This window comes from Ruegeria sp. YTSA168 (assembly GCF_059610045.1).
On record NZ_JBXWMW010000004.1, the window covers coordinates 336,204 to 362,730 of the forward strand.

17 protein-coding genes are annotated in these 26,527 nt (G+C 60.4%); 5 read left to right on the forward strand and 12 right to left on the reverse strand.

The window, feature by feature from the left end; genetic code table 11:
- Window positions 1–81: 81 nt before the first annotated feature.
- From AC2FFE_RS10975 to AC2FFE_RS11005, 7 genes are all read right to left on the reverse strand, one after another.
- Window positions 82–1,095 (reverse strand): P1 family peptidase, encoded by a 1,014-nt coding sequence (locus AC2FFE_RS10975; protein WP_496818878.1) that lies wholly within the window; start codon window positions 1,093–1,095, stop codon window positions 82–84.
- An 81-nt stretch (window positions 1,096–1,176) separates the two neighbouring features.
- On the reverse strand, window positions 1,177–1,923 hold the full coding sequence (locus AC2FFE_RS10980) for an SDR family oxidoreductase (protein WP_496846629.1): 747 nt from the start codon (window positions 1,921–1,923) through the stop codon (window positions 1,177–1,179).
- 54 nt (window positions 1,924–1,977) lie between these two features.
- Window positions 1,978–2,397 (reverse strand): alternative ribosome rescue aminoacyl-tRNA hydrolase ArfB, encoded by a 420-nt coding sequence (gene arfB / locus AC2FFE_RS10985; RefSeq protein ID WP_496846630.1) that lies wholly within the window; start codon window positions 2,395–2,397, stop codon window positions 1,978–1,980.
- Window positions 2,398–2,660: 263 nt separating this feature from the next.
- On the reverse strand, window positions 2,661–3,308 hold the full coding sequence (locus AC2FFE_RS10990) for a queuosine precursor transporter (protein WP_496846631.1): 648 nt from the start codon (window positions 3,306–3,308) through the stop codon (window positions 2,661–2,663).
- A 91-nt stretch (window positions 3,309–3,399) separates the two neighbouring features.
- Window positions 3,400–4,284: an esterase-like activity of phytase family protein gene (locus AC2FFE_RS10995; RefSeq protein WP_496846632.1), complete on the reverse strand. Its 885-nt coding sequence runs from the start codon at window positions 4,282–4,284 to the stop codon at window positions 3,400–3,402.
- Window positions 4,257–5,120: a penicillin-insensitive murein endopeptidase gene (gene mepA, locus AC2FFE_RS11000; RefSeq protein ID WP_496818873.1), complete on the reverse strand. Its 864-nt coding sequence runs from the start codon at window positions 5,118–5,120 to the stop codon at window positions 4,257–4,259. The genes AC2FFE_RS10995 and mepA overlap by 28 nt, the downstream gene beginning before the upstream one ends.
- A complete protein-coding gene (locus tag AC2FFE_RS11005) occupies window positions 5,117–6,484 on the reverse strand; it encodes an MFS transporter (protein ID WP_496846633.1) in 1,368 nt (455 codons plus the stop codon). The genes mepA and AC2FFE_RS11005 overlap by 4 nt, the downstream gene beginning before the upstream one ends.
- 128 nt (window positions 6,485–6,612) lie before the next feature.
- On the opposite strand from AC2FFE_RS11005, the gene AC2FFE_RS11010 reads away from it, so the two are divergent.
- From AC2FFE_RS11010 to yaaA, 3 genes are all read left to right on the forward strand, one after another.
- Window positions 6,613–6,900, forward strand: a complete 288-nt coding sequence (locus AC2FFE_RS11010) for a YggT family protein (RefSeq protein ID WP_496818871.1) — start codon at window positions 6,613–6,615, stop codon at window positions 6,898–6,900.
- A gap of 78 nt (window positions 6,901–6,978) precedes the next feature.
- Entirely contained in the window at window positions 6,979–9,018 is a 2,040-nt protein-coding gene (gene recQ / locus AC2FFE_RS11015) for a DNA helicase RecQ (RefSeq protein ID WP_496846634.1), read from the forward strand.
- A 133-nt stretch (window positions 9,019–9,151) separates the two neighbouring features.
- A complete protein-coding gene (gene yaaA / locus AC2FFE_RS11020; RefSeq protein WP_496846635.1) occupies window positions 9,152–9,922 on the forward strand; it encodes a peroxide stress protein YaaA in 771 nt (256 codons plus the stop codon).
- Between the two features lie 82 nt (window positions 9,923–10,004).
- Here the strand turns inward: yaaA and AC2FFE_RS11025 are convergent, their stop codons facing one another.
- A complete protein-coding gene (locus AC2FFE_RS11025) occupies window positions 10,005–12,194 on the reverse strand; it encodes a response regulator (RefSeq protein ID WP_496846636.1) in 2,190 nt (729 codons plus the stop codon).
- 115 nt (window positions 12,195–12,309) lie between these two features.
- Here AC2FFE_RS11025 and AC2FFE_RS11030 point away from each other — a divergent pair, with 115 nt between their 5' ends.
- Both AC2FFE_RS11030 and pbpC read left to right on the forward strand, forming a co-directional pair.
- Entirely contained in the window at window positions 12,310–17,733 is a 5,424-nt protein-coding gene (locus AC2FFE_RS11030) for an alpha-2-macroglobulin family protein (protein WP_496846637.1), read from the forward strand.
- Between the two features lie 36 nt (window positions 17,734–17,769).
- The gene (pbpC, locus tag AC2FFE_RS11035) at window positions 17,770–19,806 is read left to right on the forward strand and encodes a penicillin-binding protein 1C (RefSeq protein ID WP_496846638.1); all 2,037 of its coding nucleotides are present in this window, start codon (window positions 17,770–17,772) and stop codon (window positions 19,804–19,806) included.
- A gap of 11 nt (window positions 19,807–19,817) precedes the next feature.
- Here the strand turns inward: pbpC and AC2FFE_RS11040 are convergent, their stop codons facing one another.
- From AC2FFE_RS11040 to AC2FFE_RS11055, 4 genes are read right to left on the reverse strand one after another with little or no spacing between them, the layout of a single operon-like run.
- Window positions 19,818–21,860, reverse strand: coding sequence for a hypothetical protein (locus AC2FFE_RS11040; protein ID WP_496846639.1), 2,043 nt, complete (start codon window positions 21,858–21,860; stop codon window positions 19,818–19,820).
- Complete coding sequence (locus AC2FFE_RS11045; RefSeq protein ID WP_496846640.1) at window positions 21,857–24,619, reverse strand: DUF4159 domain-containing protein; 2,763 nt, start codon at window positions 24,617–24,619, stop codon at window positions 21,857–21,859. Before AC2FFE_RS11045 ends, AC2FFE_RS11040 begins: the two co-directional genes overlap by 4 nt.
- Window positions 24,616–25,491, reverse strand: coding sequence for a DUF58 domain-containing protein (locus tag AC2FFE_RS11050; protein ID WP_496846641.1), 876 nt, complete (start codon window positions 25,489–25,491; stop codon window positions 24,616–24,618). The genes AC2FFE_RS11045 and AC2FFE_RS11050 overlap by 4 nt, the downstream gene beginning before the upstream one ends.
- Entirely contained in the window at window positions 25,488–26,495 is a 1,008-nt protein-coding gene (locus tag AC2FFE_RS11055; RefSeq protein ID WP_496818863.1) for an AAA family ATPase, read from the reverse strand. Before AC2FFE_RS11055 ends, AC2FFE_RS11050 begins: the two co-directional genes overlap by 4 nt.
- Window positions 26,496–26,527 lie beyond the last annotated feature (32 nt).

The following is a 26,527-nucleotide window of genomic DNA, read 5'->3' on the forward strand; positions in this document are numbered from 1 at the left end:
CTAAATGGAGCTTTGTAGCGCCGGTGAGTCAACGCGCAGATTGCCGCGCGTAGTCTGTGTCGCGGTAGCAAAACGCCGGGCCTAACCAGACATGTTGAGCTGTGACCAGCAGGGCAGCAGATCGCCCGTAGCGGGCGAGGCCAGATAGATCGCACGCGCGATAGCCCGCGCCAAACAGAGCGAAGCCGCATGGCCGATCATCCCAAGTTCGGCATCATTGGCCAACTCCACCGCCCCTGTGCTGACACCAAAGACCAAATCACCATCCCCCGGTGTGTGGGCAGGCAAGACCGCGCGCGCGATGCCATCATGCGCGGCCACGGCCAGTCTATGACATTGCGGCTTCGACAAGGCCGCATCGGTGGCGACAATGGCGATTGTGGTATTCGATCTCTCGGGATCGGCCCGCATTGCGCTGGCCTTGCGGCTCGCGCCCGGCTGGCCCAATCCGGCGCGCGGATCAGGGCCTAAACCACCGAATTCTTCGCCTTGTTCGAATGGGGCGGCCCAGAAATGCCGGTCACCGGGGGTTGTAACACTCCCCAGCGGATTGGCCGCAACAAGCGCGCCTACTGTGATCCCTGTGTCCAGTACTGCCGAAGCCGAGCCCAACCCGCCCTTCTGCATCGCGGCCAGGGCTCCGGTTCCTGCGCCAGCAGTACCCAGTGCGAAGTCTTCGCTGGCCCCCTCAAAGGCGCGCCGCCCGAGCGCACGATAGGGATTTTCGGACCAGTCTTTGTTGCCACCGTTCAACAGATCAAACAGGATCGCGCCGGGGACAATCGGAACCGCGGTGTTGCCAACCGGATATCCCCGGCCCAGCGCCCTTAGTGCATCTGACACGCCCGAGCATGCGTCCAGCCCAAAGGCTGAACCGCCAGACAGGGCAATCGCGTCGACATGGGCAACAGATTTATCAGGGGCCAACAGATCGGTTTCTCGCGTCCCCGGCGCGCCCCCCATCACATGAACCGAGGCTGTGAAAGCAGCGTCCGCCGTAAGAATGGTTGTGCCAGATTTGAGATCGGCGTCCTGGGCGTTGCCAACCTTCAAGCCAGAAACATCGGTGATCAGATTTTTGGGTCCAGGGGTCATTGCAATCTGTGATGTTGGGGGTGGGAAGCGCGCAGGCGCGCTGCCTCCGGCGGGGATATTTTTGGCCAGATGAAGAGTGGATCAGATACAGCGGCCACCGTCGACCTCGAGCGCAGTGCCGGTGATCATGCTGGCCTCATCCGAACAAAGGAACAGAGCAGCGTTGGCCATGTCCTGAGGGGTTGAGAAGCGACCCAGTGGGATGGTGGACAGAAACTTGGCGCGAATCTCGGGCGTGTCTTCGCCCATGAAGGATTTGAGCAACGGGGTTTCCCCAGCCACGGGGCAAATTGCGTTCACGCGGATACCGCTTGGGGCAAGTTCTACGGCCATCGTTTTGGTCGCAGTGATCATCCAGCCCTTGGAGGCGTTATACCAGTTCAGGTTCGGGCGCGGCGACAGGCCCGCCGTGGAGGCGACATTCAGGATGGCACCTGCTTTGCGCGTTTTCATGGCGGGCACAAAGGCGCGGGCGGTCAGATAGACGGATTTCATATTCACGTTGAAGACGCGATCGAAATCATCCTCTGAGACATCTTCCAGCGGAGTTGGCAGATGGGTGACGCCGGCGTTGTTGACCAGAATGTCGATGGTACCGAAGTGGTTTGTTGCAGCCTCGGCCATGGAGTGAACCGAGGCGCTGTTTGACACATCGACTTGTTGAGCGACGGCCTGCTTACCCAAAGTGTTGGCCATATCCTGTGCCGCATCACCGTTGATATCGGCGATCATCACCCGCGCGCCTTCAGACAGGAACCGCTGCACGATCCCGGCCCCAAAGCCGGAGGCGCCGCCCGTTACAAGTGCGGTTTTACCTTCTAACCTCATGATCTGGCTCTCCCTTACCGGGTCAGACTAGCAAGGTGCCGCGAAACTGCCAGTTCAATCTTCTGAGACTTTGCCCCGCAGTACTTTGACGTCGCCACGGGCCTTTTTCGCGGCCAGACGGCGTTTGACCGAGCCGTAGGTAGGCTTGGTGGCAATACGGCGCTTGGGTTTGACCAGCGCCCGTGAGATCAGCTCAGCCAATCGCGAGCGCGCGATCTCGCGGTTGCGGGCCTGGCTGCGGGTTTCTTCACATTGAATGATGATCGCCCCATCTTTGGTCCAGCGTCGCCCGGCCAGTCGTTTCAAGCGGTTCTTGACTGGGTCAGGCAAAGACGGTGAACGCGCGGCTTCGAACCGCAATTCCACGGCGGTGGAGACCTTGTTGACATTCTGACCACCAGGACCCGAAGACCGTACAAAGGTTTCGGTCATTTCCCAGTCTTGCAGAGTGATATCGTCAGTAATGCGCAACATGGGTTGGACCTTACAAGGCGCGGGTGGAAACAGAAAGGGCCGCCCCGGTGGGACGGCCCTTCGAAAGTTCAGGAGGTCGGGTCGGTTAGATCAATCGACCAGCCGGAGCGAGCGCTCCGCCAAGGGCTGCCCTAGCAGGCTGTCCCCCCGGTTGTTCCGACACCTCTCTCCAATCTCTTTCTTGACACTGGATCACCTCCTTTTCTATCTGTTGCGGTTAGCTTTGAGCCTGACACAAGATGCGCCATTCTCAAAGCACTTTTTTAGGCAGGCTGTGCAGCGGTCAGACGAGCGATGATCACCTTGAACGGGATTAGGGCAATCAGGGCCAGCGACAGTTTTACCAGCCAATCCGCGAAAGCCAGCGTCACCCAAAGCGGTGCCACTGGGCCGGACAGCATGAACGGCACAGGCTCCGACGCCCAGTTGATCGCGGCGTCAGCGTTTGCACCGAAGAAGGTGACCGAGGCCGAGAAGGCCAGCGTAAAGAAAATCGCCGTGTCCAGCGCCGATCCGACCAGCGTCGAAACCAGCGGCGCGCGCCACCAACGGCCACCGCGCAACGAATTGAAGATGGTCACATCGGTCAGCTGCGCGATCAGGAAGGCGGTGCCTGACGCGACGGCGATCCGCAGTGGGACAGCGGCATAGGTGAACCCGTCGCCTTGCAGCGTGATCTGACTGCCGATCAGGGAACAGATGATACCGGTGACAAACCCGGCAAACACGACCTTGCGGGCGGGACCCACGCCATAGACGCGGTTCATGATGTCAGTGACCAGGAAGGCCAGCGGATAGGTGAAAGCACCCCAGGTCAGCAACCCATCAAGGATCAGGAACTGGACCAGAATGTTCGACGCCACGACAATGGTGGCCATGGCAAGGATGCCGGGAATATAAGAGCGTTGCATTTTCAGATGCCCGTTTTGACAAGGTAGCGGCGACTTGGCCTCGGGCTCATCCCAAGGCAAGCCGTGCGTTTAGACCTTTGCTCTGCACCTGTCAATCGGGCAGCAGATACTCAACCAGTTCGGTCTGTTGCAACGCCAGAAAATTATCATCCGAAATCATCGTGGCGCGCAGTTGCCCCTGATCGTCGCGCCAGACGGATAGGCCTTCCAGGTTGTCATGCGTGCCTTTGCTGGTCTCGAATAGGATTTCTTCGGCTTCTGGAGTATCGCCAGAGACATCCCACCGCCGCAGACGAGACCGAAAGCCGGTGATAGATGCCGTCCGCTCAAGCACATAGAAACGCCCATCGGGGCCGAAATCAGCGGCAACAGGTTGGAACTTACCGCTCTGAGGCAACACGAAGGGCGTTGACCATGTGTGCCCGTCCCAGCGATAGACCGGGATATCGCCATCCACTGTACGGCTCTTCTCCGTGAGGGTGTAGAGGTGCCCCTGATCATCGATGGCCAGACCTTCGAAGGATCCGTTGCGCTCCAGATCATCAAAGGTTTTGGGGCGCGGCAGAACACGGGCGTTTGTCCCCGGCGCCGAATAATAGGCGGCGCGGTGAACACCTTCAAAAGAAATATAAAAACCACCATCCGGGGCCATTGCGATCCCTTCTGAATCCCCTGCATAGCCCAGCATGATGCGGCCGGTACTGGACAAGACCGGCCAATGGCCCAAAATGCGAATGTCGGATACCTGATCCCCGTCGCGGTCGACCCGCGCAGTTATCAAGGTCGCCCGGTCGCTTAGAACCGTAAGATGACGCCCCTTATCCGAAACATGAATCGCCGAGAAACCACCGAACCAATCGGCGTTGTTCCTCCAGATAAAGCTGCTTAGTTGGGTTGCGGTCTTGACCTCAACCGCCCCAACCGAGCCGGTACACAGACATGCAGCGATCAGTTTGACGATAAAACGGCGGCGCATTGCTTGGGCAAATCAGCCAGAACATATTCCCGGCGTTTCTTGGGGGCAGGCGCATTCGGGTTGGGCGGCGGCGGGTTGAGAATGTTGTTCACCCATTCCTGCGCCTGAGCGCAGCCATCACCCTTGGGAATTGGGTCCTGATTGACGCAGCCTTTTGACCCCTTGGGACAGTTCAGACGCACGTGGAAATGATAGTGATGCCCCCACCAGGGCCTGATCTTGCGCAGGTATGCACGGTTGCCTTTCTCGTCCTTGCACATCTGAACCTTGGCTCCGGGGAATACAAAAATCCGCGCCACGCGTTTGTCCTTCGCCGCTGCACGCAGCACAGCGTGGTGCTGCTTGGTCCAATTGTTGTTCACAAAGGCCCCGTTCGAGCGGCGCAGAGAAATCGACGAAAGGTTCTCGCGTGCTTTGCGGCTTAGGCGCATGTCGCCGCCCGGCAGCATCCAGATATCGATATCCAGACCCAGTTGATGGGACCGATGGCCCGATGTCATCGGCCCACCCCTTGGCTGGCTGATATCCCCCACATAAAGGCCGTTCCACCCCGGTTGCTTTGCGGCAAATCGGCTGAGGTCCTGCACATAGTCAATCGCAACAGGATGACCCCAATTGCGGTTGCGCGACAGGCGCATGGCCTGCCAAGTCGGTCCGGTTTCAGGCAATTGGACCGATCCGGCGGCACACCCGCGCGAATAACTGCCGAAAGCGGCTGGTTTCTGCTGTGAACTAACCCGTTTTGACCCGAACAACTGCTTGGCCAAGGGCTCGGCCGTTGCTGTGCTCGCCAAAGCAAGCGCGGCCAAAACGATAAGAAAACGTCGTAAAATCATCTGCTCTGATCCCCTTCAGGTTTCACCCAGCGCATCAGTATGAGACCCAGAATAAACAACAGAATGATGGGTGACACCCCCAGTCTTGCACTGCCGGTCACAGCTGTTGCAATCCCGATCAGAAGGGGTGCGGCAAAGGCCGTGGCGCGGCCCGACAGGCCATAAAGCCCAAAGCTTTCGACCGGGGTTTTAGGATCGGTATGGCGCACCATCATCGACCGGCTGGCCGATTGCAGGATACCGCCCATACCCCCGATCAGCACACCGCAACCAAAGAAGACCAGATCTGGTAGGCCGGACCCTTCGGGCAGCGAAATGCCGTAGATCTGCGTTCGGTCCATCAAAACAACGGTCACACACACAAAGATCAGAACCCAGATCGCCACGAGGATTACCGGTTTAGGGCCGAATTTCTTATCCATCTTGCCGCCGATCCAAGCGAAGATCGCCGAGGCCAAAACGCTGACAATGCCAAACACACCGATCTTGATCAGGTCCCATTCCAGCACCAAGCGGGCATAGACGCCGCCAAAGCTGTAAAGCCCGTTCAGCGCATCGCGGTAGAACATGGACGAGCCCAGATAGCTGGCCAGGCTCAGGCGATGGCGCAGGTTTGATATGGATTTGGCAAGCAGGCTCAGCGCTTCGCCCATACTGCCCTTTTTATCCGTCGGCGCGTCATCACGCACCCACAGAAAATACGGCACCATGAACAGGAGGAACCATCCAGCCGTAAACGGCCCGACAAAGCGTGTGCCCTGCTGTTGCGCCGCATCCAGCCCCAACAGCGGGTCCATCCCGATCAGCGTCTTGCCGTTGGGCTGTTCCACAAACAGCGCCAGCATGATCGCCAGAGAGATCAGGCCGCCGAAATAGCCAAAGGCAAATCCCGAACCGGAAATCTCGCCCACTTCACTGTCGTCCCCCAGATCGGGCAGCTGAGAGTTGACGAAGATCAGCGCATATTCCGCGCCGACAAATCCCAAACCAAAGGCCGACAGCATCAGCCACATGTTCGACCCGTCGGGCATTGTGTACCACAGCGCTGCCGAACCCACCGCGTACATCACCGAAAAGCAGAAAATCCAAGGAATCCGCCGCCCCGACACATCGGCCATTGCCCCTAGCAGCGGGGCACCAAAGGCGATGATCAATCCGGTGATGGTCAGGCAATTGGCCCAGACGGTTTGTGCTTGCGCAGCGGCGGCCTCGGCATCCAGCCCTGTACCAGAGTAGTATCCGGCAGCCAGCCCGGCAAAATAGGGACCAAAAACAAAGGTCACCAACAAGGTGTGATAGGGCTGACTGGCCCAATCAAAGAACCACCAACCCCAAATGCGCTTACGCTTGGAAATCTCTGCCATCTCTGCCCCTGATGTTCTTTGATGTCATAAGACGGGCGTTTGACCCATTTCGCAAGCTTTCAGTTGGCCCGGTCTTGCTCTTTGCGGCAGGTGCGCTTAGGTCTCAGCCAGTCAAGAACGGAGTGCTTATGCTGTCGCTGATACAAATCCTGCTGCTGGTCCTGGACATTGTCTGGTTCATCATTCTTGCTCATGTGATCATGAGTTGGTTGATCAACTTCCAGGTTCTGAATCTGCACCAGCAGCTGGTGGCGCAAATCTGGTACGGGCTGAACCGTATCTTGGAGCCAATTTATGGCCCAATTCGCCGTTTCCTACCGAATATGGGCGGGCTTGATCTAACCCCTCTGGTTGTGCTGATCGGTGTCTATGCTCTGCGGATCATCCTGATCAACAATGCGGTCTATTTTTACTGACCTCTTGTTCCCCGAATCTTAGTATGTGATTGTCCTATCTTAAGAGCAGATAAACCTTAAAACAGGGCCACCCCGCAGATGTTCGACTCCGCACCCTTGCTGCGAGATGTCTTTGGATTCGACGCCTTCCGCCCCGGGCAGGAGGAGATCGTCGATGCCGTGACCGCAGGTGAAAACGTGCTGGCGATCATGCCTACGGGGGGCGGTAAATCCCTGTGCTTCCAACTGCCTGCCCTGCTGCGCGGCGGGGTGACGGTGGTGATATCCCCACTCATCGCCCTGATGCGCGATCAGGTCCGCGGGTTGCAGGAAGCAGGGGTTGAGGCAGGCGCCCTGACCTCGGGCAACACCCCCGAAGAAACCGATGCGGTGTGGGAGGCGTTGGAGGCCGGACGGCTGAAACTCCTCTACATGGCCCCCGAACGCCTGGCGGCCGGATCCGCATTGGGGATGCTGCGCCGGATCAATGTCAGCCTGATCGCCGTGGATGAGGCGCATTGCGTCAGCCAATGGGGGCACGATTTCCGCCCTGACTATTTGCGGATCGGAGAGCTGCGGCGAGCGCTGAACGTGCCGCTGGCTGCCTTCACCGCCACCGCAGATGCCGAAACCCAAGATGAGATCGTCGAGAAGCTGTTCGACGGGACCGCCCCGCGCAAGTTCCTGCGTGGCTTCGACCGGCCCAACATCCATCTGGCCTTCGGTGCCAAGGACGGCCCCCGCAAACAGATCCTCGATTTCGCCGGGGCGCGAAAGGGTCAGTCCGGCATCGTCTATTGCGGCACCCGCAACAAGACCGAGGTGCTGGCGCAAGCGCTGCGCGCCGAGGGCCATGTGGCCTGTCACTACCATGGCGGCATGGATCCCGAAGACCGCCGCATTGTCGAAACCCGTTTCGCGCGCGAGGACGGTTTGATCGTGGTGGCCACCGTGGCCTTTGGGATGGGAATCGACAAACCCGATATCCGCTGGGTGGCCCATGCGGACCTGCCCAAATCCATCGAAGCCTACTATCAAGAAATCGGGCGCGCTGGTCGCGATGGCGGCCCGGCTGAAACCCTCACTCTGTTCGGCCCTGATGATATCCGCCTGCGCCGGTCGCAGATCGATGAAGGGCTCTCCCCGCCTGAAAGGCGCATGGCCGACCACGCCCGCCTGAACGCGCTGCTGGGTCTGGCCGAGGCGCTGAAATGCCGCCGTCAGACCCTGTTGGGCTATTTCGGCGAACAGGCCGAACCCTGCGGCAAATGCGATCTGTGCGATACTCCGCCCGAGGTTTTCGATGGCACCACCCCGGTCCGCATGGCCCTATCTGCGATCTTGCGCACCGAGGAATGGTTCGGTGCAGGCCATCTGATCGACATTCTTTTGGGCAATGAAACCGAAAAAACTCGCGCCCGTCGCCATGACGCGCTGTCTACCTGGGGGATCGGCAAGGAATGGTCGCGGCCACAGTGGCAAGCGATCTTCCGGCAGATGATGGGGCATGATCTGGTGCGCCCCGACCCCGAGCGCCACGGCGCGCTGCGTATGACCGAGGCAGCGAAACCGATCCTCAAGGGTGAGGCGCAGATTGAGCTGCGCAAAGACACGATCCGCAAGGCCACGCGCCGCCCTGCGGTCAAAGCGATGGTATGCGAGGAAGACGCGCCGCTGCTGAGCGCGCTCAAAGCCAAGCGCCGGGCCTTGGCGGAATCCGCCCGTGTTCCGGCCTATGTCATCTTCCCGGATCGGACCCTGATCGAAATGGCCGAAAAGCGCCCGATGACGCTGGATGATATGGCCCGGATTGGCGGAGTCGGTGCGAAGAAGCTGGAACGCTATGGCGACACGTTTCTTGAGGTAATCGCGGGCGAGGCCGCTGCAGTTCACCCCGCGCGCCGCAAATTGGCGGGCCGCGATCAGGGTGAGATTTATGACCGTTTGCTGGAGGTACAGTCCCAATTGTCACGTGGTCCGGATGGAATCGACAAACCACTGACTTGCTCCGCCTCGCAACTGGCGAAGGTGGCGCAGCTACGCCCGGATGATCTGCGCGGGATCGAACAGGTGCTGGGCGACCGCCGTCACGAAAGGTTTGGTGCGGCCTTTCTGGACGTGCTGAGGGATGCGGGTTAGGTCGTTTCGCCTTGCAATGGTGTCGAAAGACGCTGCCTCTCCCTGCGGTCGACCGCGCCTTTCGACAAAAGCTCTTTTGGTAAAACGCAAAACGACTTAGATACCGCAGGACAGGCAAGGAAAGAGGGCGGATATGCTGGTAGTGATTTCCCCGGCCAAGCGGCTGGACTGGGCAGAGCGGGATGTTGAGGTTACGGCACCCGATTTTCAGGATGACGCAATCCGCCTGTCAAAAACCGCCCGGAATCTGACGCTTGGCGATCTGAAAAAGCTGATGGATCTCAGCGATGATCTTGCGCGTCTGAACCGAGACCGCTATCGCGCTTTTGCCGATGCGCCCGAACTTGAGGCCACCCGCCCCGCAGCGTTGGCCTTTGCCGGGGATACATATCAGGGACTTGAAGCGGCCTCACTGGATACAGATGAGATGGCCTGGGCACAGGATCACCTGCGCATTCTGTCAGGCCTCTATGGTGTGTTGCGCCCCTTGGATGCAATTCAACCTTATCGATTGGAGATGGGCAGCAAACTGAAGACGCGCCGCGGCAAAAACCTTTATGAATATTGGCGCGACCAGCTGAGCAAGGCACTGAATACGCAGGCCGAAGAGGTTGGCAGCGGTATTCTAGTCAATTGCGCCAGTCAGGAGTATTTTGGCGCAGTGGACCTGAAAGCCCTGAAACTACGCGTCATCATGCCGGTCTTTATGGAAGACAAGGCGGGCAGCCCGAAAATCGTGAGCTTCTTTGCAAAGAAAGCCCGCGGTGCGATGGCGCGATACATTGTTCAACACCGCCTGACCGATCCGCAGGCGTTGCTGGAGTTTGACAGCGGTGGATATGCTTATCGTGCGGATTTGTCGGAGGCGGACAAACCGGTTTTTGTACGGCCTTATCAGGCCTGATACGTCGGGCAAGCGGTTGGAGCGAGGGGCCAGCCTCTCGCGCTCCCCGAGGTATTTTTGAACAGAAGAAGGCGGGGCAGTTTCAGTCCGTTTCAGGTGTGATCGGAGCAATGCCATCGGGGAGATGATCCAGAATCATCTGATGGATCAACTTTTTATGCAGCGGTTTGGTCAGGTAGTGATCAAGCCCCGCTGACAGAATACCTTGATCATCCCCCGCCATGGCATGGGCAGTCAGCGCGACGATAGGCACATGTCGCCCGGTTTCAATCTCTTGCCTACGGATCTCAGCGGTGGCCTGTTTGCCATCCATTTTCGGCATCGAAATATCCATGAAGATCAAGTCGGGGGTAAAATCGTGATAGGCCTCAACCGCCTCGATCCCGTTTCCGGCAAAGCGCAGTTCGATATTCAGATCCTTTACCATCTTCTTCAGGATCAGTTGGTTGGTGTGATTGTCCTCGGCTGCCAGAACGCGCATCAACCTGCCCCCTTCGACGCGGAGTTCGGGGTCTGGCTCGGCTGAGGGGTCGGGGCTGAGCGCCGCGCTGCCCAGTGCGATCAGGCGGCTATAAAGTTCGGAGCGAGGGATGGGTTTTTGCAAAACGCCTTCGATCAGCTGCCGGGCGGGACTGGCGTGGATGACACCCGGATTGGCTGACATGATCACCAGAGGCAGATCGGCCCAACCGCGATCTTTCAGCGTTGTTGCCAGTTCCAGCCCGTCCATATCTGGTAGATCGTGATCGCAAAGGATCAGATCGATCGATCGATCCAGTTTTGACAGCGCTTCGCTACCTGATGCGCAGACGGTGACCTTAGCGCCCATCCGGCTGAGTTGTTTTTCAAGGATCGCCCGGTTCACGGCCAGATCTTCGACCACCATGACGTTCTTCAGACGTCCGTCCAGATCAGGCGGCACGGGTTGCGGACCTTCCGCCGTAGGCAGAGAGATACGGAACCCAAAGCACGAGCCCTGCCCCAGTTCACTTTCCACCCAGACCGCACCGCCCATCATCGTGATCAGACGTTTGGTGATGGCCAGGCCCAGACCTGTACCCTCAAACTGGCGGTTGCGTTCGTCTTCGACCTGATTGAACTCTCCAAAGATGTGCCCGATCTTGTCGGCCTCGATCCCGATCCCGGTATCTTCGATCGCAATATGGATATCGCAGTGCTGCTGATCGGGATAGGGCACGCCGGTAACGCGGATCAGCACATGCCCTTCGATGGTAAATTTGACCGCATTGCCCACCAGGTTGGTCAGAACCTGCCGCAGCCGCCCCGGATCACCAACAAAAAGCGTTGGCAGGAACAGGTCGTAATCCACCAGCAGGGTCAGGCCTTTGTCGCGCACGCTGGGCTGCAACAGCATCGCAACCTCAAGAATACAGCGTTCCAGGTCGAACTGTTCGGGATGCAGGATCAGCTTGTCGGCTTCGATCTTCGAATAGTCCAGCACATCATTGATAATGACCAGCAAAGCCTCACCCGAGTTGCGGATCGTGTTGACGTAAAGGCGCTGTTCTTCGTCCATCGGCGTCTCGGACAGCAGCTCGGTCATGCCAACGATACCGTTCATCGGCGTGCGAATCTCATGGCTCATATTCGCAAGGAAAGCCGATTTGGCACGGTTCGCGGCTTCGGCCCTGTCGCGGGCGGCCTGTAGCTCGGTCTCATGCCGGACCGAGGCGGTGATGTTCAGCGCCAGGCTGACCACATCGCCCCCGCTGCCACGCTGGTCGATCAGACGAATAAACTGACCGTTCCACAGCTGGACAACCTCGGGCGGAGGGTTGGAACGGGTCCAGCGTCTCTGCATACGTGCGCACCATTCAGGCGCGCTTTCCTGCCCGATATCCACGATCCCTTCGCTGGTCAGCAATTCGAGAATTCGCAGATAAGAAACACCCGGCGCGACCTCATCCAATCCTTCGAACACGCTGAGATACGCGGTGTTTGCGCTGATCAACCGGCTGTCGCCGTCAAAAAAGGCAAACCCGTCCTGAATGGTCTGGATCGAATGCCAAAGGCGTCGTTCTGCCACTTCGATTTTTGCATTGGCAACGGTGAGGTCTGATTTGACCTTCTCATTTTCATCCCGGACCGTCTCAACCTCGGCCTGGGTTTCGCCAATGCGTTTGGTCAGGGCCATGGCATGGCGGCCCAACTTGCGGTTGGCCGAGGACAATTCCGCCTGTTTCAGCTCCAGCATCCGTTCGGCCGCAAGACGCGCGCGTCGCTCTTGTGCCAGTTTCTGTGCAAGACTCATTGCTTTCGATCCCGTTCGTTCCACGCTCAGCATCCCGTCAACCGGTGAAAAAGTGTTTAAGCCGTTGCGTGACAGGCAGGCTGCGTGCGAGGCTGTGCTGGAATAGGAGGTCGTCATGCACCGCTTTGTATTTATTTCAATTGCTTACATCATTTCTTGCCTGATCCTGCCGATAGCGTCCCTGGCCCAGACTGCGATCCCCGAATTTCGCTATGTCACCACGCGGGATGCGGATTTCTATGGCTCGGATCTGGATGCACTATTCGATACAGACCTGGCGTCCTGCATTCGGGCCTGCTCGGCCAATCAGCGCTGCACGGCCTTTACCTATAACACCCGGTCGGATGCCTGTTTTCCCAAAAGCGGCGTCAACCGACAGGAAGAGTATCAGGGGGCTTTGTCAGCTCAGAAGGTTCCAACCTCGGATCAGATCCTAATATTGGGGAAAACGCGGGCTGAGGTGCTGGACTTCCTTAGTCAGAAAGACCTTAACCGAGCGACAAAACAGGCCCGGGACCTGGGGTTTACTCACAACGCGGGGGGCCGCGATCTGCAGACTTTGCTGGAGGCCGCGCGAACCGCCGAAAGTAATCGCTTGGCGATGCTGTGGACGGGGGCCGCCGTATCGCTTAGCGACGCGCCGGATCTGTGGGTCGAATATGCCCGGTTGCTGCAGGTCGCCAGACCGCCCGCAAATGGCAGTCGATTTGAACAGCGCCAACGCGCGGTCGATGCCGCAATCAATGGGTATCTTCGGGCCGATGCACCGGGCACCCAGATTGCCGCCTTGATGACACTCGCTGACGCGCTGGAAGCCGTGGATCGCGGGCGCGACATGGTCTCGGCCCTGCGGCTGGCTGAACAGGTGCAACCGCGCGAGGATGTGCTGGCCGCCCTGGACGACGCCATCGGCAAATATGGCTTCCGTGTCATTGACAGCACCGTTGAAAGCAACGCCGCCTCACCCCGCATCTGCGTTGAGTTCTCGGAGCCGCTGGTCAAGGCCGGGGTCGATTATGACCCCTATGTGCAGCGCAACCATGAGGGGCTGGTGGTTCAGCCGGACGGCAAATCCCTGTGCGTCGATGGGGTGGCGCATGGTCAGCGCTATCGCCTTGCACTGCGCGAGGGGCTTCCGGCTGCGTCCGGAGAGGTTCTGAACCGCACCGTTGAACTGACGCACTACGTACGCGACCGCGCGCCATCGGTTCGGTTTCCGGGACGCAGCTACGTTCTGCCAAAGGCCGCAGATGCCGCGTTGCCGGTTGAGACAGTCAACACACCGACACTGGACCTGACCCTGCGGCGCGTCAGTGACCGCAACCTGATCCGCGCCGTTCAGCAGGATTTCTTTGGTCGCCCACTCAACGAATGGCAGGAACGGGCGTTCTCGGATGAAATTGCCGAGGATATCTGGAGCGGAACGGCCGACGTTGCGAATGAGCTGAACCAGACCATGACCACCCGCCTGCCTATGGCCGAGGCGATTTCCGATCAACCCGCCGGTATCTATGCGCTAACGGCACGTGTGCCGGGCTCCGACCCTTATGACGATCCCGGCGCGACCCAATGGTTTGTTCTGACCGATCTGGGGATCAGTACCGCGCTGGGCACCGATGGGCTGCATGTCACCGTGCGTGGGTTGGCAGACGCCATGCCGCAAGAGGGGATCGACGTCTCGTTGATCTCAAACGCCAATGCGGTGATTTCCAAAGGTCAGACCGATGACAGCGGCTATATCCGCTTTGATGCGGGCCTGACACGCGGCAGGGGCGGCAGCGCACCTGCGCTGGTTATGGCATCCAATGGCGATACGGATTTCAGCTTCTTGTCTCTGACCGACCCGGCCTTTGACCTATCGGATCGCGGGGTCGAAGGGCGCGCGCCCGCCGGACCGGTTGATGTGTTTCTGACCACCGACCGAGGGGCCTATCGCGCGGGTGAGGTGATCCATCTCACAGCCCTGTCGCGTGACAGCACCGCCCAGGCGATTGATGGTCTGCCGCTGACCGTGATCCTGTCACGCCCAGATGGGGTTGAATATCGTCGTGCTGTTTCCGATGGCGGGGTCGCTGGCGGACATGTCTTTGCTCTGCCTGTCGCCGCAGATGTGCCGCGCGGGGCGTGGAAGATCGAGGTCAAATCCGACCCCAAAGGCGATGCACTGGCCAGCCAAACCGTGCTGGTCGAGGATTTTCTGCCCGAACGCATCGACTTTGACCTGTCGCTACCGGATGCGCCTTTGCGCCCCGGTGACACGCCGCCCCTGCAGATTGACGCGCGGTACTTGTTCGGCGCACCGGGGTCAGATCTGAGCATTGATGGTCAGGTCATCACACGCCGCGCCGACTCTGTCCCCGGCTTTGAAGCCTATCGCTTTGGCCGCTACGATTCCGAAATATCGACCCGCAGCACCTACTTCGGCGACGCCCGCACGGATGCCGCCGGGCAAGCCACGATTGCTGTGGAGATCCCTGTGTTAGAGACTGACGGCGCACCGATCGAAGCTGTAGTTATCGCCCGCCTTGCCGATGGATCGGGCCGTCCGGTGGAACGCCGCCTGACCGCACCTGTGCAGCCAGCGCAGGCCATGATCGGGGTGCGCCCGCTCTTTGAGGATGTTCTTCAACAAGGCACCGAGTCCGCTTTCCAAATCATCGGTCTGTCACCCGACCTGACACCGGAACCCATGCGCCTGCGCTGGACGCTGAACAAGGTGGAGACCCGCTATCAATGGTATCAGCTTTATGGCAACTGGAATTGGGAGCCGACCACGCGCCGCACCCGCATCGCGACGGGCGAGATTGAAACGACAACAGACCCGATAAACCTGACGCAACCCGTCGATTGGGGTCAGTATGAGTTGGTCGTTCAGCGCCTCGACGGCGCCTACGCGGAAACAGCGGTCGCGTTCTCTGCGGGCTGGTATCAGGCGGCCGACGCCTCGGTCTCGCCCGACCGGCTGGACATGTCGCTGGATCTCGAGAGCTATCAGCCGGGTGATACCGCGCAGCTGCGCATCGTCCCGCGCATGGCCGGAGTGGCGCAGATTGAAGTTCTCTCAAACCGAGTGATCCATCGCCAGATGGTCAAGGTGCCTGAAGGCGAAACCGTGATCCCGCTTGAGGTAACTGAGGACTGGGGCGCGGGCGCTTATGTCACCGCAACAGTGATCCGCCCGATGGATGTCGCCGCCGGCCAGAACCCTGCGCGCGCCATGGGCGTGGCCCATGCGACCGTCGAACCAGTGGGTCGTACACTGGATGTGGCGGTTGACGTACCCGAGGTGACCTCACCCCGACAATCACAAAAAGCCCTTGTTAGGGTCGAAAATGCGCACAGGGATGATCCTGTCTGGCTGACTTTGGCTGCCGTGGACGTTGGTATCTTGAACCTCACTGGGTTCGAAAGCCCGGACCCGCAGGGCTACTATTTTGGCCAGCGACGTCTGGGCGTTGATCTGCGAGATGTTTATGGTCGATTGATCGATGGTATGAACGGCGCAATGGGAACTGTGCGTTCCGGCGGGGACAGTTCGGGCCTGCGGCGGCAATCCCCGCCGCCGACGCAGGACCTGATGGCTGTTTTCAGCGGGCCGGTTCAGGTCGACGAAAATGGAGAGGTCGAAATCGACATCCCCCTGCCCGCCTTCAACGGCACCGTGCGAATAATGGCGGTGGCCTGGTCCAATGCCGCCGTAGGTCAGGCCGAGGCCGAGATGATCGTCCGCGACCCGGTTGTTGTCACCGCCAGCCTGCCGCGTTTTCTGGCCCCCGGCGACCAGAGCCGGATGTTGTTGGAGATCGTGCATGCCGATGGACCCTCGGGAGAGATGGGTTTGGGGCTGACATCTTCTGCCGGGCTGGAACTGGGCGATGCTCCCACCAGCTTTGTGCTGGACGACGGCGGCAAGGCGACATTCGAAATCCCCATCCGCGCTCTTGCGGTCGGAGACCCGGAGATCAGCGTAGCCATCTCGACGCCGGGTGGACGGGATCTGGAACAGACTCTGCGGATGCCGATCCGTGCGAACGACCCTGTTGTGGCTCAAACACGGCGGTTTTCGTTGGGTGAGGGCGACAGCTTCCTGTTCACGCAGGATGTCTTTGACGGCTTTCAACCCGGATCGGCCAAGGCGATCCTGTCTGCAGGCGCTTTGGCGAAGTTCGATACGCCCGGCCTGCTGTATCAGTTGAACCGTTACCCCTATGGCTGCACAGAGCAGATCACCAGCAAGGCGCTGCCGCTGCTCTATCTGTCATCGGTCGCGCAAGCCACCGGGTTGGGCGACGGTCCGCTGGTGGAACAGCGCATCAACGATTCGATCCGCAGTATCCTGACGCGGCAATCGTCGAACGGTGGGTTCGGCCTGTGGCGCGCGAATAGTGGGGATTTCTGGCTGGATGCCTATGTCACCGACTTCCTGTCGCGCGCCCGAGCACAAGGTCACGCAGTACCAGGTCGTGCCTTTGCGCAGGCCATGGATAACCTGCGCAACCGCATCAACTATGCCCCCGATTTCGACAAGGGCGGTGAGGATATCGCGTATGCGCTGATGGTACTGGCGCGCGAAGGGGCGGCCTCGATGGGCGATCTGAGGTACTATGCAGATGCCAAGGGGGATGCGTTCGACACTCCGCTGGCTGCGGCTCAGTTAGGGGCGGCTCTGGCCTCTTACGGTGATCAGACCCGCGCCGACGCCATGTTCACGCGTGCGGCCCAAATGCTGGTTCAACAACCCACGCAAGAGAATTACCGCTGGCGCGCAGATTATGGCACGACTCTGCGAGATGCCGCCGGTTTGCTGACGCTTGCGGTAAATGCGGGCAGTCAGGCGGTGGATCGCGATACCCTGATCCAGCGTATCAGCGCAGGTCGGCGATATATGTCGACGCAAGAGGCCTCTTGGTCTTTGCTGGCCGCCCATGCTCTGGTCTCGGACCCGTCCGGGTCTGGGTTGAGGGTGAATGGCGTTCCGGTCTCTGGCCCCTTTGTTCAGGTTCTGGAAAGCGGGTTGGCGGAACAGTTGAACATCGCCACCACCGACGCGAACCCGACCGACATCACCCTGACCGTCACCGGCATCCCGACAACACCGCCGCAGGCTGGCGGCACCGGCTATGCAATCAACCGGGCCTATTATTCGATGGACGGCGATCCGCTCGACCCGTCTTCCTTCACCACCGGCGACCGGTTCGTCACTGTTCTGACGATTACGCCCTTTGAAACTGGCGGAGCGCGGCTGATGGTGGATGATCCGCTGGCCGCCGGAATCGAGATCGACAACCCAAGCCTGCTGCGTTCGGGCGATGTGCGTGCGCTGGACTGGCTGGACCTGTCCGAGGCCAGACATACCGAGTTCCGCTCGGACCGGTTCCTGGCGGCTGTTGATTTATCCGGGGGCGAGACGGTGACGTTGGCCTATGTGGCACGCGCAGTTACACCGGGCTCGTTCCACCACCCGGCAGCATCGGTCGAGGATATGTACCGCCCGCAAAACCGTGCACGTACCGAAACGGGGCAAGTAGAGGTTCGGTGATCCGCCGTCCGGCATATCAAAAAGCAGGGTACCGGGATGCCTAGACGCGCCACATTGCTAATGGCGCTGGCCAGTGCGCTCTACCTGACCGCTTTTGCACGGGACCGCGCCGAGGAGTGGGTCGACGCGACCATCCTGCCTCCGGTTCTGGCCGAAACCTCGGTTGAGATGCGGGACCGCAATGGTGCTTTGCTGCGGGCTTTTCCGGTCGAGGATGGCATCTGGCGGATGCAGCCCGGCCCGGTTGACCCTCGCTTTGTCGATATGCTGATCCGGTATGAGGATAAGCGGTTCTGGTCTCACAATGGTATCGATCCTGCTGCGATGATCCGCGCTGCGGGTCAAGCACTCTGGAATGGCCGCGCAGTCTCGGGCGGATCGACCCTGACCATGCAGGTTGCGCGGCTGATCGAGGATGGCCCCACTGGACGATGGAGCGGCAAACTCCGCCAGGTTAGGGTCGCATTGGCGCTGGAGCAACGGCTGAGCAAGCAGCAGATTCTGGACCTCTATCTGATCCACGCGCCCTACGGCGGCAATCTGGAAGGCACTCGCGCAGGCGCGCGGGCGTGGTTCGGGAAAGACCCGACGCGATTGACGGCTGCGCAAGCAGCGTTGCTGGTGGCCCTGCCGCAAGCGCCCGAATCCCGCCGGCCGGATCGGGCAAACGCGAATGCCGAAAAAGCCCGCAATCGCGTTTTACACCGGATGCAGCGGCAAGGGGTGCTGTCGTCGGACGACATGCAGGCAGCGCTGACCGAAGCGGTTCCCACGCAGATGCGCCCCTTCCCACGCCATGCGCCGCATCTGACCGATCACGCGTTACGCGCGCGCCCCGAGGCCCAGACCCACGATCTGACCCTGGATGCGCGCCTTCAATCCCGGCTAGAGGTATTGGTGGCCCAAGCAGCCTCCGAAGCGGGTCCGCGTATTTCGGGCGCTCTGATCGTGGCCGATCATCACAGCGGTGACGTACTCGCCTCGGTCGGATCAGCAGGCTATCAGGACGCGCGGCAGGGATTTGTCGATATGACCCGCGCGGTGCGTTCGCCCGGGTCGACGCTCAAGCCCTTGATCTATGGCATGGCCTTTGATCAGGGGTTGGCCCATCCTGAAACCCTGATCAGCGACAGCCCGGTGATGTTCGGACGCTACGCCCCGCGCAATTTCGACGGTATGTTTCGCGGCGATATCCGGGTGCGTGATGCGCTGCAACTGTCTTTGAACATCCCCGTCGTTCGGTTGACGAATGAACTTGGCCCAGCCCGCGTCATGGCCGCCCTGCGCGATGCCGGAACGCAGCCGAAACTAAGTGGCGGCACGCCCGGTTTGGCCATCTCGCTGGGCGGCGTCGGGCTCAGCCTGTGGGATCTGGTGCAACTTTACGCGACGATCGCAGCAGGAGGTCAGGGGCCAGTTCTATATCACGATGCGCTGTCTGGCCGGGTACAGACCGCGCGCACCCTTTCGGATGTCGCCGCCTGGCAGGTGGCCGACATTCTGTCCGGGCTGGCGCCTCCTTCAGGTGCGGCGACGCAGGGGTTGGCCTATAAAACCGGCACATCTTATGGGCACCGCGATGCTTGGGCGGTCGGCTTTGACGGGCAGCATGTCATCGGGGTTTGGTTAGGCCGCGCTGATGGTACCCCGGTGCCCGGCGCCTTTGGAGGAGAGCTGGCGGCCCCCCTGCTGTTCGAAGCCTTCGGGCATCTGAAACCCGCGCCCACGCCCTTGCGGCCACCGCCTCCATCCACTCTGATCCTCGGCGCAGCCGAACTGCCCCGACCTTTGCAACGGTTCCAGCCGCGCAGCGCCGTGTTTGAACAAGACCCAAGCGCACCCGATCTGATATTTCCGCCCAATAATGCCGCGTTAGAGACGAACGGAGCCCCCCTGACCATCAAACTGCGCGGCGGGGTTGGTCCGTTTTCCCTGTTGGCTGATGGGGTTCCAATACTGACAGATCAGCGGCGGCGAGAGTTTGATATCCCAAATCCCGGTCGCGGTTTTTCACACTTGGTGGTGGTAGATGCACACGGAGCGTCTGATCAGGTCTCGATCCAGATCGACTAAGGTGTGAACCCTTACCGGCGGCCTTCGCGCAACCAACCGCCCAACAAGAACCCACCCGCAAGCAGCAGGACCAACCAAGGGGGCAGCAGCCCGGCCTGCGTAACATCACGCGTTTCATAGGCTTCGCGCGGCGTCAGACCAATCCAGCCGCGCCCCGCCGCCGGTCGCCCGGCCCGAACGTTGCGGACCGAAGGCACTCCATCCTCCAAACGGATGACACCGCCACGCATCTGATCAATCACCGGCTCCAGAACATCGCCCGTTGCGATGGTCTGCTCAAACTCCTTCGGTGCTGCGGGGCCCAGCCCGATCACGGCCATCAGGTCGCCCTCCTGCAAGCGATAAAGACCAATCTCAGGTCCAAAATACTGCGCTTCGAACCGACCGGGCGTGACCTCATCCAGTGTCATCTCAAGCGTTTCGCCATTAGGGCGGGTGATCTTGACCGGGCCGACCTCTTCTTCGAGGGTCTGACGTATGATGCGCATCGACTGGCCGTTGGCCTCGGCCCACAGCGCCTCTTCTTCCAATTCCGGCTCTTTCATCATCCAATGGGCCAGACGGCGCAGCAGTTCCAGCTGCGGCCCGCCGCCCTCGAACCCCCGGCTCCACAACCAGGCGTGATCCGAGGCCAGCATCGCAACGCGCCCTTCACCCACTCGGTTCAGAACCAGCAGCGGGCGCTCCTCGACCCCCGTCATCAAAACCTGACCCGCGCGGTGTTTCACATCAATCTGGCGCAGCCACGCGCCCCAATCTTCGGAATCGCCCAGATTGGTAGTCACCGGATGTCGATGCCCCAGATCGCTGACCATAGGCACATAACGTTCCTCGATCACGCGCGCGGTTGGTTGCGCGGGTAGGATGGACGCGAGCGGTGAGCGGAAGATGCTGTCTGCCGTGGCAAAATCAGGGCCCGCCGCAATCAACACAGCGCCGCCGTCATTGATATAGTCAGTCACGTTGTCCAGATAGATCGCGGGCAGGATGCCGCGCCGCTTGTAGCGATCAAAAATGATCAGGTCGAAGTCGTTGATCTTTTCCAGAAACAGCTCTCGGGTCGGGAAGGCGATCAGTGACAGTTCATCGACCGGCACGCCATCCTGCTTTTCCGGTGGGCGCAGGATTGTAAAGTGAACGAGATCAACGGAACTATCTGATTTCAAAAGGTTGCGCCATGTGCGGCCACCCGGATGCGGCTCGCCTGAGACCAGAAGAACGCGCAACCGATCACGGACACCATTCATCTGGATCAGCGCGGTGTTATTGCGATCCGTCAGCTCACCCTCGGCCTCTGGGACCGTGAACTGGATGACATTGCGCCCGCCATGGGGCAGCGTGATGGGCAATTCCACGTCCATGCCAATCGGGATGGTGAACTGCTGCGGCTCGTCGCCATCGACGGAAATCTCAAGGGGTGCATTTGCGGCACCGACCGGTGCCGCGCCAATGTCTTCGACCCGCAAAGTCAATGTTACAGGTTCGCCGATAATAGCAAAGGCGGGTGCGTTACGGACGATCAGCCTGCGGTCCCAATCGCTTTCGCGCCCGGTTTCCAGCAGATGCATCGGTGCAGGCAGGTCGGGCGCTTGATCGACGTCGTGCACGATCCCGTCCGAGACCACAAGGATACCGGCAATCCGCGCACGAGGTTCTTCGGCCAGCGCAGCGTTTACGGCGGCCATCACCTGCGTGCCTTCATCCCCATCCCCGTCGCCAACGCGAATGCGGCGCAGTTCGGTATTGTCGCGCGAGTCGATCTCGGCGGCCAGCGCCTCAGCGGCCTCGGCGGTCTGATCCGCGCGATCCGAAAGGGACTGGCTGGCGCTTTCATCTTCGATCATCAGAACGATATCCGTGAGCGGCGCGCGATCTTCGACCTGATACACCGGACCGGCCAGAGCGGCGATCACGACCAGAGCGGCCAAGCCGCGCAGCGCCCAACCGGACAGACCTCGCCAGAGGGCCAGAACGATCCCACAAAACGCAATTGCAGCAACGACGGCCAGCACGGGCCATGGAATTAGCGGATCAAAGATGACAGTTCCGGTCATTGTCCCAACCTGTCCAACAGAGCAGGCACGTGGACCTGATCGGATTTATAGTTCCCGGTCAGGACATGCATCACCAGATTGACACCAAAGCGGTTGGCCAGCTCGCGCTGCCGCTCGCCCGCATAACCGCGACCCACCGGCAGCAATGCCTGCCCGTTGCGGTCCACTGCCCAAGCCCCGGCCCAGTCGTTGCCGCCAATCACCACTGGCGTCACGTTGTCATTGAGGTTGCGGAAGGGCATCCCCTCGATCTGCTCGGCATCCAGCGGCGCAGCTTCAACCCAGACCTCGGTGCCCGCATAGCGGCCCGGAAAATCCTGTAACAGATAGAAGGTCCGGGTCAGGACATGATCACGCGGAATAGGCTCTAACGCGGGGATATTCAGCGGGCCGGCCAGCTGCTGCAGCTTGCGCCCATTTGGGCTGGAAGCGCCGAACCCGGCAATATCCGCATCGCGGGTATCGAACAGGATCATGCCGCCTGACCGCAGATAAGCGTTCAGCTTGGCATAGGCCTCGGCTGATGGTTGCGACTGATCGGGTGTGATCGGCCAATAAAGCAATGGGAAAAAGGCCAACTCATCGCGTTCCAGATCCACACCAAACGGCTCTGCCGGTTCTACAGATGTGCGGAAGAACAGCGTCTGCCCCAAGCCACGTAGGCCTGCCTGCGCGATGTCGTCCACCCGCGCATCGCCGGTCAGAACATGTGCCAGAACCAACTCTTGTGTAGCGGCGAGAGCGAAATCCGTATCATCCGGCGTTTGCGCCTGCGCCTGGGGCACCAAAAGCAGACCCCCCAGCGCAACAGCCGTTGCTTTGGCCAGACCCAACCGGCCTGACAACGCAAGCGACGCGATCACATCCACGGTCAAAAGGATCAGTGCAAGGCTGAGCAACAGGCCGCCCAAAGGCGTCTCGCTGGTAACCTCCTGTCCTTTGATCGGAACACCCGCGGGCCAGACAACCGGGCGCAGGGTTGCCTCTTCGGCCAACACGTTGCGTGCCAGCTTTTGCTTACCGCTTTCGTAAAGACCGGGGCGGATATCGGGACCAATATGGCCAGAGACCAGTTCGACGCCATCCACACCCGCCAGAGTGCCCGCGTCGGACAATATACCAAAGCCGTCCATGATCTGCACAGGCTCCCATGTGGTGCCTTGCAGCTGATCCACCTGGCGCGATTTCGCTGCCGAGGCCACGGCCAGACGATCGAGCATTTCCACGAACAGGCCCGAGAGCGGCAGGCTAGACCATTCCGCATCCGCAGTTACATGGAACAGAACCACCTGACCCAATCCCAATGCCTTGCGGGTGACCAGAGGGGTGCCATCCGACAGCGACGCAATCACCCGATCCGCCAGATTGGGATCCGGTTGCGCCATGACTTGGGTTGAGACGACAACATCACCGGGTATCTGCAGCCCGTAAAAGGGCGACGCTTCAGGGAACGCGGCCAGTGTCTTGGCCTCGCCCCAACTCATCGCTCCGCCGACAGTACGCCCACCGCTGCGCAGGCGCACGGGCAGCAACGTGTCTTCTTCGTCCCGGCCCAGATCGCTGGCGGCCATGCGGGGCCCGGCAAAGCGCAGCAACAGGCCGCCCTGTTCGACCCATTCTATCAGACCCGCCTGTTCCGTGTCGGACATTTGCGCCACGTCCGACAGAACGATCACATCCGGGTTTGCAGGCAGAACCTCAAGCAACCCACCTTCGACGAAATCCGCTGTGGGGATCAGAACCTGAGTCAGATAGTGCAGCGGCGACAGCAGCTCCAACCCTTCGCGGTTCACCGTCCCCGCGATCAGCGCAACCTCGCGCCGGCGCAGGCTGTCATCGGTCAGCGTTACGGCCCCGGCTGATTTTTGGCCCTGAATCTCGAACCGAGTGATCCGGGCGCGCAGTTCCGATGGCAGCGCAAGTTCGATATGCGCCTCGGTCGCGCCTGCCTCAAAAGCCAGTTCAGCAGATTGCAGAACGCGCGCGGTACCCGCAGGATCACGGCCCTGCGCCAGAATGGTCACGGTTTCCTCAGGGCCAGGTTCGGCCCGCAACACCGTCACCTGAATGACGCCATCCTGATAGGCTGCCGGAAGGATGGCCAATGCATCCGAAGGGGATTGATAAACCGTCACTTCGCCGCGAGATTGCAGCGCTGACACTAAACCTTCATGGCCGTCATAGCTCAACCGATCACTGAACCAATGCGTATCAAACCCGCCTTCTACCTGATCCAGCGCTGCTATGATCTGTTCGATCTGCGCCTCCGCAGGCTGCCACGGATTTGGAACCAGACCGGGCAGACGATTGCGCCACGCCTCTGCCGCCTGAAACACCGGCGGTTCCGGTTCGGTCAATCGCAGGATCGAGACAGGGCGGCTTGAGCGGCCCGCCTCGGTCAATTGCGCATCGATCTGGTCCAGCGTCGAGGACCACCGTGTAGCACCACCCCAGCTGGCATCCAGCACCAGCAGCAAAGGCCCGGTGCCCGTTTCATCGCGCGAGGGGTTCAAAACCGGACCCGCCAAGCCAATGATGATCGCTGCCGCTGCCAGCATACGCAGCAAGAGCAGCCACCACGGTGTGCGGTCCGAAACGCTCTCGTCATCTTTCAACCCCAGCAGCAATGTCACCGCCGGGAACAAGCGCCGGATCGGCGCGGGGGGCACGGCACGCAGAATCAACCACAGGATCGGCAAGGTCAGTAGACCCAACAGCACCCATGGGGCGGTAAAGCCTATGCCCGCCAGAACCGTCATCGCGTGCCCCCGTCCAACGCGCGATAGAGCCAAAGCAGCGCCGCCTGCGCGCTATCGCCGGTGTGATGCAGACCCAGCTGCCATCCGGTTGCGCGACACAGTTGTGTCAGCGCGTCCTTGCGCTGCGCCAATCGGTCCAGATAACGATCGCGCAGGTCTCCGGCTTTGAGGGTTTCATGGCGGGCGGTCCCGCCAACGCTTTCGAAAATGGTGCGACCGCGATAGGGGAACGATTCCTCGCTTGGGTCCAACACCTGTAAGATCACACCGCGCACGCCGCGGTCAGCGGCTTTGGTCAGTGCCAGTTCAACCTCATCCATTGGGCCTAGGAAATCGGATATGAACACAGCACGCGCATGCGGGATCATGGCGCGGTGTTCAGGTGGGGCATAGTCCGCCTGATCATCGTCGGACCAGGCCTGCGCCAATCGGATGATCTGCGCATTGCCGCGCCGGGGCGGCAAGGTTGTGCCCGTCAGGCCAACACGTTCACCGCCGCGCACAAGTAGAATGGCCGTAGCCAGACCCAACAGCCGCGCCCTGTCCGATTTCGTAGGCAGGCCTTTGTCCGAAGCAAAGCGCATAGACGCGCCCTGATCGACCCACAGCATCACCGATTGCGCAATTTGCCATTCGCGTTCGCGCACAAATTGCTGGTCCCCTCGCGCTGATCGACGATGATCGATCATCCGGCGACTATCTCCGATCTGAGCAGGGCGATATTGCCAGAAATCATCGCCCATACCGGATCGCCGCCGACCATGGTCGCCCAACAAAACGGTTCCGGCCAGGTGTTCGGCGCGCGCCAACAGGGGCGGCAGCCGCGATGCCTCGGCCTCGGATCGTTCTCGAAGGGTCAGCGCTGCATTCACGCTGCAGCCTCGGTTCGGATCAGTCCAGCGGCGGTGGATTCGATGAGATCTGACAAGCTGTCGCCCCGCGCCCGTGCCGCAAAGTTCAGCGCCATCCGATGACTCAGCACCGGGCGAGCCATATCCAGCACATCTTCGGCATTCGGCGCCAAACGCCCTTGCAGCATAGCACGCGCCCGAACCGTCATCATCAACGCCTGTGCCGCACGGGGACCGGGCCCCCAGGCGACGGTTTCCTTGACCCGCTCGGACACGCCCGCTTCATCCGGGCGGAAGGCGCGAACGAGATCGAGGATCAGTTCGACAACCGAATCCCCCACCGGCATCCGGCGCAACAGGACTTGCGCGGCGAGCAATTCCTCTTTGGTGAAAATCTGATGCGCGTCATCTTCTTCGACGCCTGTGGTGGCCAGCAGAATGTCCCGCTCAGTCTGACGATCCGGGTATTCAACATCGATCTGAACAAGGAACCGGTCCAACTGCGCCTCGGGCAAGGGATAGGTGCCCTCCTGCTCAATTGGGTTCTGGGTGGCCAGCACGTGGAAGGGTACACCCAGCGAGCGATCCTCGCCCGCCACGGTCACAGTCCGCTCTTGCATCGCCTGAAGCAGGGCCGACTGAGTTCGAGGGCTGGCGCGGTTGATCTCATCCGCCATCAGCAATTGACAAAAGATCGGGCCTGAGATGAACCGGAAATGACGGCTGCCGTCATCCGCCGTGTCCAGAACCTCGGACCCCAGAATATCGGCAGGCATCAGGTCGGGCGTGAACTGAATGCGGTTGCCATGCAGGCCCATCACGGTCGACAGCGTCTCGACCAATCTCGTCTTCCCAAGACCCGGCAGACCAATCAACAATGCGTGCCCGCCACACAAAAGCGCTGTCAGGGTCAGGTCCACAACCCTCTCCTGCCCGATGAAGCGGCGGGTGATCGAGGCCTTGGCCTCCTGCAACTTGGTTTCCAGCGCTTCGATCTCGGATACGAGGTCGGCAGGTTCGGTCATGACTTTCCCTTCCGTGGACTATTATAGATGAA

Excerpts from the sequence above, each read along its gene's own strand:
- AC2FFE_RS10975 (WP_496818878.1), bottom strand. The coding sequence starts at position 1,095 with ATGACCCCTGGACCCAAAAATCTGATCACCGATGTTTCTGGCTTGAAG.
- AC2FFE_RS10980 (WP_496846629.1), bottom strand. The coding sequence starts at position 1,923 with ATGAGGTTAGAAGGTAAAACCGCACTTGTAACGGGCGGCGCCTCCGGC.
- arfB (WP_496846630.1), bottom strand. The coding sequence starts at position 2,397 with ATGTTGCGCATTACTGACGATATCACTCTGCAAGACTGGGAAATGACC.
- AC2FFE_RS10990 (WP_496846631.1), bottom strand. The coding sequence starts at position 3,308 with ATGCAACGCTCTTATATTCCCGGCATCCTTGCCATGGCCACCATTGTC.
- AC2FFE_RS10995 (WP_496846632.1), bottom strand. The coding sequence starts at position 4,284 with ATGCGCCGCCGTTTTATCGTCAAACTGATCGCTGCATGTCTGTGTACC.
- mepA (WP_496818873.1), bottom strand. The coding sequence starts at position 5,120 with ATGATTTTACGACGTTTTCTTATCGTTTTGGCCGCGCTTGCTTTGGCG.
- AC2FFE_RS11005 (WP_496846633.1), bottom strand. The coding sequence starts at position 6,484 with ATGGCAGAGATTTCCAAGCGTAAGCGCATTTGGGGTTGGTGGTTCTTT.
- AC2FFE_RS11010 (WP_496818871.1), top strand. The coding sequence starts at position 6,613 with ATGCTGTCGCTGATACAAATCCTGCTGCTGGTCCTGGACATTGTCTGG.
- recQ (WP_496846634.1), top strand. The coding sequence starts at position 6,979 with ATGTTCGACTCCGCACCCTTGCTGCGAGATGTCTTTGGATTCGACGCC.
- yaaA (WP_496846635.1), top strand. The coding sequence starts at position 9,152 with ATGCTGGTAGTGATTTCCCCGGCCAAGCGGCTGGACTGGGCAGAGCGG.
- AC2FFE_RS11025 (WP_496846636.1), bottom strand. The coding sequence starts at position 12,194 with ATGAGTCTTGCACAGAAACTGGCACAAGAGCGACGCGCGCGTCTTGCG.
- AC2FFE_RS11030 (WP_496846637.1), top strand. The coding sequence starts at position 12,310 with ATGCACCGCTTTGTATTTATTTCAATTGCTTACATCATTTCTTGCCTG.
- pbpC (WP_496846638.1), top strand. The coding sequence starts at position 17,770 with ATGCCTAGACGCGCCACATTGCTAATGGCGCTGGCCAGTGCGCTCTAC.
- AC2FFE_RS11040 (WP_496846639.1), bottom strand. The coding sequence starts at position 21,860 with ATGACCGGAACTGTCATCTTTGATCCGCTAATTCCATGGCCCGTGCTG.
- AC2FFE_RS11045 (WP_496846640.1), bottom strand. The coding sequence starts at position 24,619 with ATGACGGTTCTGGCGGGCATAGGCTTTACCGCCCCATGGGTGCTGTTG.
- AC2FFE_RS11055 (WP_496818863.1), bottom strand. The coding sequence starts at position 26,495 with ATGACCGAACCTGCCGACCTCGTATCCGAGATCGAAGCGCTGGAAACC.